Consider the following 11,036-nt stretch of genomic DNA (forward strand, 5'->3'; position numbering starts at 1 on the left):
CCTGCTCGGCCGCGGCCGGTGCGGCGCCCGCGCGGGCGGGGAATTGCCGGCCGGGCCCGGGAAATCGCGGCCATATCCTCGCGGGGAGCGCTCCAGGAGCGATCCCGTGGCGGGGCCGGAATTCAGTCCAACTGAAATTCCGTATAAGGGAATGAGCGACCATGGGAATTTCCCGCACGGGCCGGTCACGGCACGTTACGGAGCGTCAGATTCCGACGGTCTTTCAGATTCCGGCGGAGTTCCGCGCCCGCGTCCGCTCCCCTGCCGGGGCGAGGGACGCCCGGCCCCGGGGCCCGGCGTTGGCCCCCGGGAGGGGCGTCAGATCCCGTGCTTCTTCAGGATCGCCTCGATGTCGCTGAAGTCGTCGGCGCCGCCCTTCGCCTTCGGGGCGGGCCTGGGCGCCGACGCGCGCCCGGCGCCCAGGGAAGGCGCCGAGGCGGTCGGGGCGACCGCCTCCCCCCGGGTCGCGGCGGCGGCCCTGCGCTCCTTGCGGGTGCCGCCCCCGGAGCGCCGCTCCACGAACCGGGTGGCGCAGAAGAGCATCCAGGCGATGCCGAGCAGGCCGAAGCCCGCCCAGACGGTCGGCTTGAAGACGATGCCGGACACCCATCCCACGACACCGGTCATGACCAGGGCCACGGGCACCAGCGCGTAGGCGGCGATCCTGGTGGCCGACAGGAAGCGCTTGCGGTACGCCGTGACGGCGGCGATGCCCAGTCCGGCGGCGGACGCGGCGGAGCAGACGGTCTCGGCAAGCATCCGGTTCCTCCAGACATGGGGGGTGTGGCCCTTCCATCCTGCACCGCGCCGCCCCGTCCGGGCCACGGTGGGCCGGGACATCAGGGAGATCTCGGGGGCGGATCCTCCCCAGGTCCCGGTTGGGGCCCCTCGGGCGGTGCTGGAAGACTGGGTCCATGAGCGAGACCACCCCCGAAACCGGCTCCGCCCCCGTCGTCCTCGACGTGTGGTGCGAGCTCCAGTGCCCCGACTGCCACGCCGCCCTGGACGACGTCCGCGCCCTGCGGGACCAGTACGGCGACCGGCTCGACATCCGGCTGCGGCACTTCCCGCTGGACAAGCACAAGCACGCCTACGCCGCCGCCCAGGCCGCCGAGGAGGCGTTCGCACAGGGCCAGGGCTGGCGCTACGTCGAGGCGGTGCTCGCCCGCACCGGGGAGCTCGGCGAGCGGGGCGAGCACGTCCTGCTCGACACCGCGCGGGAACTCGGCCTGGACGCCGAGGAGTTCGACACCGCGCTCATCGACGGCCGGCACCTGCTGATCGTCGACGCCGACCAGGCCGAGGGCAAGGCCATCGGCGTCACCGGCACCCCCACGTACGTCATCGACGGCGAGCGCCTGGACGGCGGCAGGAGCCAGGAAGGGCTGCGTGCCCGTATCCAGGAGATCGCGGACCGGCTGCTGGGCGTCTGAGGACCGCCGCCCCTTCTCAGAGAAGGGGCTTGGCCCGGTTGTACTCGACCGGCTCGTACCCCAGCGACTCGTAGAGCCGCAGGGCCGGGATGTTGTCGGTGAAGACGTGCAGGTCCAGCGTGGACATCCCGTCGGCCAGCGCCGCCCGCTCGGCCAGCAGCATCAGGGACCGGCCGTGGCCCCGGCCCCGGTGCTCCTCGGCGACGGCCACGTCGTACACGTACGCGCCGGGGTTCTCGTCCGGCCGCCGCCGGGCCACCCAGACGTGCCCGACCACCGCGCCGCCGCTGACCAGCACCTCCAGATGGGCGCCGGGCGTCGCCAGGCCCTCGGGGAGCAGTTCGCGGTGGTCGGCCTCGGCCTTGGCGCGGGCCTGGTCGGCCGGGATGCCCCGGGCGATCCAGGCCCGGGCGTAGTTCTCCTGCTCGTCGTGGTGCCAGACGGTGAACTCGGCCTCGGTCATCGGCCGCCCCGCGACCTGGGCGGGCAGGGCGGGCGGCTCGGCGGGCAGCCGCTTGGTCATGACGCGGCTGCGCTCGGTGTAGCCGAGCGCGTCGGCCAGCCGCAGGGCCGCCACGGCGTCCGCCGGCACCGCCGCGCGCACCTGGGTGCAGCCCCAGCCCCGCAGCACCTCCTCGGCGGCGAGCAGGGCGACGGTCCCCCGGCCGCGGCCCCGGTCGGGCTCGTCGACACTCAGCCCGCTGATCACCCCCATGGCGGGGCCGAACGCGGGGTCGGTGGCGAGGGTGATCGTGCCGACGCGTCTGCTGTTGACGCAGACGTCGTACGTACGGGAGGCGGCGCCGTCGGCGCCCTGCTGGAGCGGCCCGGTCGGCCGGATGGTGGTGGTCATCAAGGCCGTTGTACCTGCCGGGCCGCCCCTGCGTCACCGGATTTGCCGGGATGCGGGCTCCACGGGCCGTTACGGGTCGAGGTCGGCGGCGGCCCGCTCGTCGAAGACGCGCATCGCCTTGGCGGTGACCGGGCCCGGCGTGCCCGTCAGCTCCCGGCCGTCCACCCGGTGCACGGCCTGGACGTCCCGGAGCGTGGAGGTCAGGAAGACCTCCTCGGCGCTCTCCAGCACCGCGAGGGGCAGCGCGGTCTCCTGGGCGCCGGTCCACTCCACGACCAGCTCGCGGGTGATCCCGGCGAGGCAGCCGGAGGCGAGCGGCGGGGTGTGCAGCTGTCCGTCGACGACGACGAAGACGTTGGACCCGGTCCCCTCGCAGAGCGCCCCGACGGTGTTGCCGAAAAGCGCCTCGGTCGCGCCCCGCTCGTGCGCGCGGGCCAGCGCGACGACGTTCTCGGCGTACGAGGTGGTCTTGAGCCCGGCGACGGCGCTGCGCTCGTTGCGCGTCCAGGGGACGGTGATCACGGCGGTGGAGTCGGGGCGCCGGGTGCTCTCGCCGAGGGCCACCACCAGGGTGGGGCCCGCGTCGCCCCGGTCGGAGCCGAGCGGGGAGAGGCCGCCGGTGTAGGTGATCCGCAGCCGGCCGAGCGCGACGGGGTTGGCCTCCAGCACGGCGGCGCAGGCGCGGCGGACCTCGTCGAGGTCGGGGTCGGGCAGCCCGAGACCCCGGGCCGAGCGGGTCAGCCGGGCGAGATGGCGGGTGAGCGCGAACAGGGTGCCCTCCCTCGCCTTCACCGTCTCGAAGATGCCGTCGCCCACGGTCATCCCGTGGTCGAGGACGGACACCTGTGCGGCGTCGGCGTCCCGCAGTCCGCCGTTCACCCATATCTGCATCTACGCGGTCCTTCCACTCGGCGTACGGGCGCCCGACGCTACCGCGAGGAGCCTCTCCGCCTTCAGCTCGGTCTCCGCCCACTCGCGCTCGGGGTCCGAGCCCCAGGTGATGCCCGCGCCGGTGCCGAAGCGCAGAACGCCGTGCGGGCGGTCGATCCAGAAGGTGCGTATGCCGACGGCGAGCTCGCCGCGGCGCCGGTCGGCGTCGACCCAGCCGATGCCGCCGCAGTAGGGGCCGCGCGGGGCCCTCTCCAGCGCCTCGATGATCCGCAGCGCGCTGGACTTGGGCGCCCCGGTGACCGAGCCGGGCGGGAAGGAGGCGTCGAGGAGCTCCCGCCAGCCCGCCCCCTCGCGCAGTTCGCCGCGGACGGTCGAGACGAGGTGGACCAGGCCCGGGTGCGGCTCGACCGCGCAGAGCTCGGGGACGGTGACCGAGCCGGTGGCGCAGACCCGGCCCAGGTCGTTGCGGACCAGGTCGACGATCATCACGTTCTCGGCATGGTCCTTCTCCAGGAGGTCCGCCGCCGTGCGGCCGGTCCCCTTGATCGGCCCGGACTCCACGACCCGTCCCGTACGCCGCAGGAACAGCTCGGGCGAGGCGGTGGCGATCTCCACGCCGTGCGCGGGCAGCCGGATCGTTCCCGCGAAGGGGGCCGGGTTGCCCCGGGCGAGCAGGGCGGTGAGCGCGTCGACGTCGGCGCGGGCCGGGTCGGGCAGCGGGGCGCTCAGGACGCGGCAGAGGTTGGCCTGGTAGACCTCGCCGGCCGCGATGTGCTCGCGGATCCTGCGTACGCCCGCGAGGTACGCGGCGCGGTCGAGCGACGACGTCCAGTCACCGGCGGCGGGCCCGCGCCAGGCGCCCGGGACGGGAGCGGGCACGGGTGCGGGCCGTACGTCCGCGAAGCGGGCGCAGACGAGACGGCCCTCGAAGTCGGCCGCGACCGCCCAGAAGCCGGAGGAGTCCAGCGCCTCCGGGTCGGCGGTCACATCGCGGAGATCGGAGGCGAGGAGCCCGCCGAAACGGGCCAGAGGAGCGAGGTCATGCACGGTTGTGAGTCTAGGGGCGCCGCCGCGCGGGCGCCCCGGACCGGGCGCGGACCTGGGACGACACCGGGCGCGGGGCGGGCCGGGCGGCGGGTGCGGGGCGGGCACACCGCAGCACGCTGCACAAACGCGTTTTTGTACTGGCCCGGGAATCCGCTAGAGTTCAACACGTCGCCGGGACGCGCAAGCGGAACGGAACCGACAAGCGGACGTGGCTCAGTTGGTAGAGCATCACCTTGCCAAGGTGAGGGTCGCGAGTTCGAATCTCGTCGTCCGCTCGATGTGGGGGATCTTCCCGAACCCCTGCTCTCACTCCTGGTGGAGTGGCCGAGAGGCGAGGCAACGGCCTGCAAAGCCGTCTACACGGGTTCAAATCCCGTCTCCACCTCCAAGGACGATTAGCTCAGCGGGAGAGCGCTTCCCTGACACGGAAGAGGTCACTGGTTCAATCCCAGTATCGTCCACTGGATCTTCTCGAAGGTCCGTACCCGCGCGATTAGCTCAGCGGGAGAGCGCTTCCCTGACACGGAAGAGGTCACTGGTTCAATCCCAGTATCGCGCACGCAGCAGGCAGTACGACCCGGTCCGCAGCCGTCCTGTATGGTTCTGACCGATCCCGCGCGATTAGCTCAGCGGGAGAGCGCTTCCCTGACACGGAAGAGGTCACTGGTTCAATCCCAGTATCGCGCACAGCCCGGAGCCCCCGGCCTTCTCGAAGGCCGGGGGCTTCGTCGTTCCCCTGGGGGCGGGTCAGGACGAGAAGAGCATGTGGCCGAAGCCCTTGTGGCGCTTGTGGCCGTAGTGACCGCCGTGGCCACCGTGCTGCGGGGCGCCCCAGGCGGGGGCGTGCGGGGCCTGGGCCGGGTAGCCCTGCGGGGCCGGGGGCGCGGGGTAGGCCTGCGGGGCGGGCGGCGCCTGCTGCACCCACTGCGCCTCCAGCTGGGTCAGCGACTCCAGCTCCCCGTAGTCGAGGAAGATCCCCCGGCAACCGCTGCACTGCTCGATCTGGACACCGTTGCGGTTGTACGTGTGCATGGGCGCGTGACACTTGGGACACTGCATGACCGGCTCAACTCCTCGCCGTTACTTCCAATGGGCAAGCAGCACCCTACGTGGGCCCGCGTCACGGCAGTCCGGGCGGGAGTGCCGCGATTCGGGTACAGCTCCCGACCACGGCCTGCTCCGCCTCGTCCGGAGCCCGGCGCCCGGCGGCGCACTTGGCGAGGGCCAGGGCCGCCGCCTGCACGGTCAGGGCGCGGGCGGGCACGTCGAGTTGGGGCCACGGGTCGCCCTCCGGGGGGACTGCGGGGCCGCCCGCCTCCCGGTACGCGGCGAGGAAGCGGGCCCAGTCGGCGGGGTCGAGCAGGCCCGCCGCGTACCAGGCGGCGGGGCGCGCCAAGTCCCAGGCCGGTGCGCCGAGTCCCAGGTCGTCCACGTCGATGAGCAGCCAGTCGCCGGTGCCGGGGTGGCGCACGAGCTGGCCGAGGTGGAGGTCGCCGTGGCAGAGGCGGGCGGCGCCCTCGGCCGGGCCGGGATGCGGGAGCTCGGCCCGGGCCCAGGCGGGGAGTTGGCCCCAGGCCCGCAGCACGGCCTCCCCCGCCGGGCCCCGGACCCCGGCCGCCCGCATCCGCGCCACGGCCCGGGCCGCCTTGAGAGGCCCCCGCATGGCGGGCAGCGGCCCGGGCAGCGCGTCCGTCGGCACCCGGTGCAGGCCCGCGAGCAGCCGCCCGGCCTCCGCCCAGGGGGCGCTGTCGGGGTCCGTGGGGTCCACGGGGGTGCCGTGGGGCCAGAGGGTGACGGGGCGGCACGGCAGGGCTGCGCGTTCATCTGCGGGCCGGTGGGGGCTGGACGCGCGGTTCTCCGCGCCCCTCGGGGGGACGGGGCCGGACGGGACGGAAGCCCCGGTGGGGGCGTGCTTCAGGGGTGCCAGCAGTACGCCGTGCAGGAGGGGGTGTGCGGCGACGGCCAGGCGGACGTCCAGCGCGGCGCGGTCCGTGTCAGGGGCATGTGCCTTGGCCACGACGCGGCCGTGCCGCACGACGGTCCCGTCCGGCCGGTCCGCGAGGACCTCGGCACCGAGGGCGCGGAACCCGTCCCCCGGCTCCCGATCGGCCGCCGCGCACGCACCGCACGGGTGGCGGGGTGAGTGGTGGGCCGCCGTGCGGGCGGCCTCGGCCAGGGTGGCGACGAGTGAGGGAGGCATGAGTCTCCCAGCGTACGGCTTGGCCCGCGCCGGCCGGGAGCCTCCCGGGGGTGCCCGGCAGCCGGAGGTCCGGCGCGTCGGCCCGCTCCGAGGGGGCGCGGGGCTGTGACATGTGCGGCTCCGCCGCGTGGGCGCGACCAGCCACGGACGGCCCGGCGGCCACACCACCGGCCCATGCAAAAGGCGTTGCCCGGACGGCTCCCCAGCCGTCCGGGCAACGCCTTTTTACTGCCGTCCGCCGCACCCCCGTCCCCACGGGGCTGAAATGGCCGGATGTCCCCGACCCGGTCCGCTCTACCGGGTCCGGGGCGCCGCTCAGCGCCCCAGCATCACGCCCACGGACGACGCTTGTGTGACCACCGCGTCCCAGCCGCCGAAGACGACTGTCAGCAGGGCCGCCAGGGGAAGGGCCATGGCCGTCGCCACCAGGGGGTGGCGCGGACCGGACCGGCGGGCGCCGAACGCCGCGGCGTAAGCCCTGCGTCCTCGCGTGCGGAAGACCGTCCGCGTTGCCGTGTCCGCCATGGTCCCTCTCCTGTTCGTATGGACAGCGGCGGGCGTCTGACCTCGGGGGACGAGTGCTACGCCCGCCGCTTGACCACAACAGTAGGGAAACGGCGGGCGCCGGGCGTCATGCCCTCGTACCGATTGCCGGGCCTCCCAGGGGATGAGTGGGTCCCCCTTCCCGTACTCCCCTGGGTGGAGACGCGGGCCCGGGACTTGGGGTCTTCCCGGAGGGGACGGGCCCGCGCCCGCGACGCGTCCTCCCCGGGGACGGGCTGCTCGGCCAGGCCCAGGACCCGGTCGGCCGGGAAGCGCGCGGTGCGCACCACCGCCCCTCCCCCGGGGTGACTTCGCTCACTTCCGTCACCCCCCGGCGGACCGCTGTCGCCACCCCGCGACCCGTCCGGCTTGCCACCACTTCGTACCTCCGTGTCGTGGTAGCCGCGTCCACGACCCTCTCCACGCAGTCACCCTTCACCGAATCAATCCCCCTTCTGCGACGGACCGTTGAGCGGGCGCTCGCGCCGGCGCGCCCGGCACGGGCGGCTGCTGACCACTCCTCACGTTTCCCACCGGGCACTGACAATCGATCGGGGGGTGAGGGCGCGGCCTATGAGCACACCGGGCCGGGGGTACGTAAGCTGTGCCACGTCAACAGGACCGGGCAGCGGGGATGAACATGGCGATGATGCGGCTCCGGCGCGAGGACCCGCGTGTCGTCGGCTCGTTCCGGCTCCACCGGCGCCTGGGCGCGGGTGGCATGGGTGTCGTCTACCTCGGCTCCGACCGGCGCGGCCAGCGGGTCGCGCTGAAGGTGATCCGCCCCGACCTCGCCGAGGACCAGGAGTTCCGCTCGCGCTTCGCGCGCGAGGTGTCGGCGGCCCGGCGCATCCGCGGCGGCTGCACGGCCCGCCTCGTCGCGGCCGACCTGGAGGCGGAGCGCCCCTGGTTCGCGACGCAGTACGTACCGGGTCCCTCACTGCACGACAAGGTCGCCGAGGAGGGCCCGCTGGCCGCGGCCGAGGCGGCCGCGATCGGCGCCGCGCTCTCCGAGGGCCTGGTGGCGGTGCACGAGGCCGGGGTGGTGCACCGGGACCTGAAGCCGTCCAACATCCTGCTCTCCCCCAAGGGCCCCAGGATCATCGACTTCGGCATCGCCTGGGCGACCGGCGCCTCCACGCTGACCCACGTGGGCACGGCGGTGGGCTCGCCCGGCTTCCTCGCGCCCGAGCAGGTGCGCGGCGCGGCGGTCACGCCCGCCACCGACGTCTTCTCGCTGGGCGCGACGCTGGCGTACGCGGCGATGGGCGACTCGCCCTTCGGGCACGGCAGTTCGGAGGTCATGCTCTACCGGGTGGTGCACGAGGAGCCGCAGCTGCACGGGGTGCCGGACGCGCTGGCGCCGCTGGTGCGGGCCTGTCTGGCCAAGGACCCCGAGGAGCGGCCCAGCACGCTCCAGCTCTCGATGCGGCTCAAGGAGATCGCGGCGCGGGAGGCGCAGGGCGGCGGCGGTCTGGACGCGCGCCCGCCCGCCCAGCGCGACCGCTCCGAGGCGGACCGGCCCACCGGGCGGCTGCCCGAGCGCACCGAGCGGTACGAGCACGACGAGCGTACGCAGCGGTACACGGAGAGCGGGCGGGGTACGGGCGCGGGGCAGCGGGCCGGGGCGCCGCGTCCCTCCGCGCCGCGCACGGGGGGCTCCCGGCCGCCCGCGCCCCGCAGTGGTGCCCGGACGGGCAGCCGTACGAACGGGACCAACGGGCGTCCCGGTACGCGCCCCGGGGCCCGTACCGGGACGGGACGGCTGCGCCCGGCCAATCCACGGCTGCTGCGCCAGCGGCTGATCGTGTTCTTCGTCGTCACGCTGATCGTGGCGCTGGGGATCGCCGCCGCGCAGCAGCTCTAGGGGCCTGACGGCGGCTGTGCGGCCGCGGGGTGCCCGTGGCCAGTCGCGCGGGGCATCCGGTACCGGGACGCTTGGTCCCGTGCTATTCCGGCCTGCCCGTCGCCACCGCGTAGAACGCCACCGCCGCCGCCGCGCCCACGTTGAGCGAGTCGACGCCGTGGGCCATCGGGATGCGGACCCATTCGTCGGCCGCCATCAGGGCCTGGGTGGAGAGGCCGTCGCCCTCGGCGCCGAGCATCAGGGCCACCTTCTCCAGCCGGTGGGGCGCGGCCTCGTTGATCGCCGAGGCCTTCTCGTCCGGGGTGAGGGCGAGCAGCCGGAAGCCCGCTTCCCGTACCGTCGCCAGGCTCTTGGGCCAGGACTCCAGGCGCGCGTAGGGGACGGAGAAGACGGCGCCCATGGAGACCTTCACCGAGCGGCGGTAGAGCGGGTCGGCGCAGTCCGGCGAGAGCAGGACTGCGTCCATGCCGAGGGCGGCGGCGCTGCGGAAGATCGCGCCGATGTTGGTGTGGTCGTTGACGGCTTCCATCACGGCGACCCGGCGGGTGGTGGCCAGGATCTCCTCGGCCGACGGCAGCGGCTTGCGCTGCATCGAGGCGAGGGCCCCGCGGTGCACGTGGTAGCCGGTGACGCGCTCGGCGAGGTCGGGGCTGACCGCGTAGACGGGCGCGGGGAGCTCGTCGATGACGTCGCGCATGACGTCGACCCACTTGGCCGAGAGCAGCATGGACCGCATCTCGTAACCGGCGTCCTTGGCCCGTCTGATGACCTTCTCGCCCTCGGCGATGAACAGGCCCTCGGCGGGCTCGCGCCTGCGCCGCAGCTCGACGTCGGTCAGGCCCGTGTAGTCCCGCAGACGCGGGTCGTCGGGGTCGTCGATGGTGATGAGATCAGCCACAGGGTGATACTGCCTTGTCCTGGGTGTGGTGCCAACGGCGCGGACCGAGATCCGTTACCGCCGGTTACATGGTCGGGAGCGCGGGACCGACGGCGACCACGTCACCGATCACGATGACGGCCGGCGGCCGTACGTCCTGCGTGGTCACAGTCTCCCCCACGGTGGCCAGCGTCGCGTCGACGCGGCGCTGGGCGGCGGTGGTGCCCTCCTGGACCAGGGCCACCGGGGTCTGTGGGCTCTTGCCGTGGGCGATCAGCGTCCGGGCGATCGCGCCGATCTTGTCGACACCCATCAGGATCACCAGCGTCCCGGTCAGCCGGGCGAGCGCCTCCCAGTCCACCAGCGAACGCGGGTCGTCGGGCGCCACATGGCCGCTGACCACGGTGAACTCATGGGCCACGCCCCGGTGGGTGACGGGGATGCCCGCCGCGCCCGGCACCGAGATCGAGCTGGAGATGCCGGGGACGACCGTGCAGGCGATACCCGCCTCGGCGAGCGCGTGCAGCTCCTCCATGCCGCGACCGAAGACGTACGGGTCGCCGCCCTTGAGCCGGACGACGGCCTTGCCCGCCTTGGCGTGCTCGATCAGGGCGTTGTTGATGGCCTCCTGGGCCATGAAGCGGCCGTACGGGATCTTCGCCGCGTCGATCACCTCGACGTGCGGCGGGAGTTCGTCGAGCAGGTCGCGCGGGCCGAGCCGGTCGGCGATGACCACATCGGCCTCGGCGAGCAGCCGGCGGCCGCGGACGGTGATGAGGTCCGGGTCGCCGGGGCCGCCGCCGACGAGGGCGACGCCGGGGGTGCGGTCGCGGTGGTGCGGGGCGACCAGGGTGCCGTCGCGCAGCCCCTCCACCACCGCGTCGCGGACGGCGGCGGTGCGGCGGGGGTCGGGGGCGCCGCCGGTGAGCACGGCGACGGTGACGCCCTCGGTGCGGCCGGTGGCCGGGGTCCAGGCGGTGGCCTGGGTGGCGTCGTCGGAGCGCACGCACCAGACGCGGCGGCGCTCGGCCTCGGCGGAGGCGCGCCGGTTGGCCTCGGCGTCGCTGCTGGCGACCAGGGCGTACCAGGCGTCGGCGAGGTCGCCGTCCTCGTAACCTCGGCGGTGCCAGGTGATCTCGCCGGTGTCCGCCATGGCCTCCACGGAGGGGGTGGCCCCCGGGGAGACCAGGACGACGTCGGCACCGGCCGCGATGAGGGCGGGCAGGCGGCGCTGGGCGACCTGGCCGCCGCCGACGACGACGACGCGGCGGCCGGTCAGGCGCAGGCCTACGGGGTACGCGGGGTGTTCTGCCATGGCGGGTGGC

Annotated in this window: 11 protein-coding genes, 5 tRNA genes and 1 pseudogene; 7 read left to right on the top strand and 10 right to left on the bottom strand. The window is 74.4% G+C overall.

The window, feature by feature from the left end:
* Window positions 1–318: 318 nt before the first annotated feature.
* Window positions 319–759, bottom strand: a complete 441-nt coding sequence (locus ACZ4MU_RS15215) for a hypothetical protein (RefSeq protein ID WP_467875832.1) — start codon at window positions 757–759, stop codon at window positions 319–321.
* A 155-nt stretch (window positions 760–914) separates the two neighbouring features.
* Between ACZ4MU_RS15215 and ACZ4MU_RS15220 the strand changes: the two genes are divergently transcribed.
* Window positions 915–1,433 carry a DsbA family protein gene (locus ACZ4MU_RS15220; RefSeq protein ID WP_467875835.1) on the top strand — a complete coding sequence of 173 codons (519 nt, stop codon included), beginning with the start codon at window positions 915–917 and terminating at the stop codon, window positions 1,431–1,433.
* Window positions 1,434–1,449: 16 nt separating this feature from the next.
* Here the strand turns inward: ACZ4MU_RS15220 and ACZ4MU_RS15225 are convergent, their stop codons facing one another.
* The 3 genes from ACZ4MU_RS15225 to ACZ4MU_RS15235 form a co-directional block, all read right to left on the bottom strand.
* A complete protein-coding gene (locus tag ACZ4MU_RS15225; protein ID WP_467875838.1) occupies window positions 1,450–2,286 on the bottom strand; it encodes a GNAT family N-acetyltransferase in 837 nt (278 codons plus the stop codon).
* A gap of 69 nt (window positions 2,287–2,355) precedes the next feature.
* On the bottom strand, window positions 2,356–3,177 hold the full coding sequence (locus ACZ4MU_RS15230) for an aminotransferase class IV (protein WP_467875841.1): 822 nt from the start codon (window positions 3,175–3,177) through the stop codon (window positions 2,356–2,358).
* Window positions 3,178–4,224 carry a chorismate-binding protein gene (locus ACZ4MU_RS15235; RefSeq protein WP_467875843.1) on the bottom strand — a complete coding sequence of 349 codons (1,047 nt, stop codon included), beginning with the start codon at window positions 4,222–4,224 and terminating at the stop codon, window positions 3,178–3,180. It lies immediately after the preceding gene.
* Window positions 4,225–4,426: 202 nt separating this feature from the next.
* Here ACZ4MU_RS15235 and ACZ4MU_RS15240 point away from each other — a divergent pair.
* From ACZ4MU_RS15240 to ACZ4MU_RS15260, 5 genes are all read left to right on the top strand, one after another.
* Window positions 4,427–4,499, top strand: a tRNA-Gly gene (locus ACZ4MU_RS15240).
* A 39-nt stretch (window positions 4,500–4,538) separates the two neighbouring features.
* Window positions 4,539–4,612: transfer RNA gene (locus ACZ4MU_RS15245), tRNA-Cys, on the top strand.
* Window position 4,613: 1 nt separating this feature from the next.
* Window positions 4,614–4,685: transfer RNA gene (locus ACZ4MU_RS15250), tRNA-Val, on the top strand.
* A gap of 26 nt (window positions 4,686–4,711) precedes the next feature.
* Window positions 4,712–4,783 (top strand) — tRNA-Val (locus ACZ4MU_RS15255).
* Window positions 4,784–4,839: 56 nt separating this feature from the next.
* Window positions 4,840–4,911, top strand: a tRNA-Val gene (locus ACZ4MU_RS15260).
* Between the two features lie 60 nt (window positions 4,912–4,971).
* Here the strand turns inward: ACZ4MU_RS15260 and ACZ4MU_RS15265 are convergent.
* The 4 genes and pseudogenes from ACZ4MU_RS15265 to ACZ4MU_RS15280 all read right to left on the bottom strand — a co-directional run.
* Window positions 4,972–5,283, bottom strand: coding sequence for a TFIIB-type zinc ribbon-containing protein (locus tag ACZ4MU_RS15265; RefSeq protein ID WP_358836925.1), 312 nt, complete (start codon window positions 5,281–5,283; stop codon window positions 4,972–4,974).
* A gap of 61 nt (window positions 5,284–5,344) precedes the next feature.
* Window positions 5,345–6,424, bottom strand: a complete 1,080-nt coding sequence (locus tag ACZ4MU_RS15270; RefSeq protein WP_467875846.1) for an aminoglycoside phosphotransferase family protein — start codon at window positions 6,422–6,424, stop codon at window positions 5,345–5,347.
* 315 nt (window positions 6,425–6,739) lie between these two features.
* Window positions 6,740–6,949 (bottom strand): hypothetical protein, encoded by a 210-nt coding sequence (locus ACZ4MU_RS15275; RefSeq protein ID WP_467875848.1) that lies wholly within the window; start codon window positions 6,947–6,949, stop codon window positions 6,740–6,742.
* A gap of 191 nt (window positions 6,950–7,140) precedes the next feature.
* Window positions 7,141–7,406: pseudogene (locus tag ACZ4MU_RS15280) on the bottom strand (hypothetical protein); the annotation flags it as partial.
* Between the two features lie 201 nt (window positions 7,407–7,607).
* Between ACZ4MU_RS15280 and ACZ4MU_RS15285 the strand changes: the two are divergent.
* Window positions 7,608–8,834 carry a serine/threonine-protein kinase gene (locus ACZ4MU_RS15285; protein ID WP_467876355.1) on the top strand — a complete coding sequence of 409 codons (1,227 nt, stop codon included), beginning with the start codon at window positions 7,608–7,610 and terminating at the stop codon, window positions 8,832–8,834.
* A gap of 82 nt (window positions 8,835–8,916) precedes the next feature.
* On the opposite strand, the gene ACZ4MU_RS15290 is transcribed toward ACZ4MU_RS15285, so the two are convergent.
* Window positions 8,917–9,732: a TrmH family RNA methyltransferase gene (locus ACZ4MU_RS15290; RefSeq protein ID WP_467875851.1), complete on the bottom strand. Its 816-nt coding sequence runs from the start codon at window positions 9,730–9,732 to the stop codon at window positions 8,917–8,919.
* A gap of 64 nt (window positions 9,733–9,796) precedes the next feature.
* Window positions 9,797–11,026: a uroporphyrinogen-III C-methyltransferase gene (gene cobA, locus ACZ4MU_RS15295; protein WP_467875854.1), complete on the bottom strand. Its 1,230-nt coding sequence runs from the start codon at window positions 11,024–11,026 to the stop codon at window positions 9,797–9,799.
* Between the last annotated feature and the right edge of the window lie 10 nt (window positions 11,027–11,036).

This window comes from Streptomyces sp. NPDC026377 (assembly GCF_055567715.1).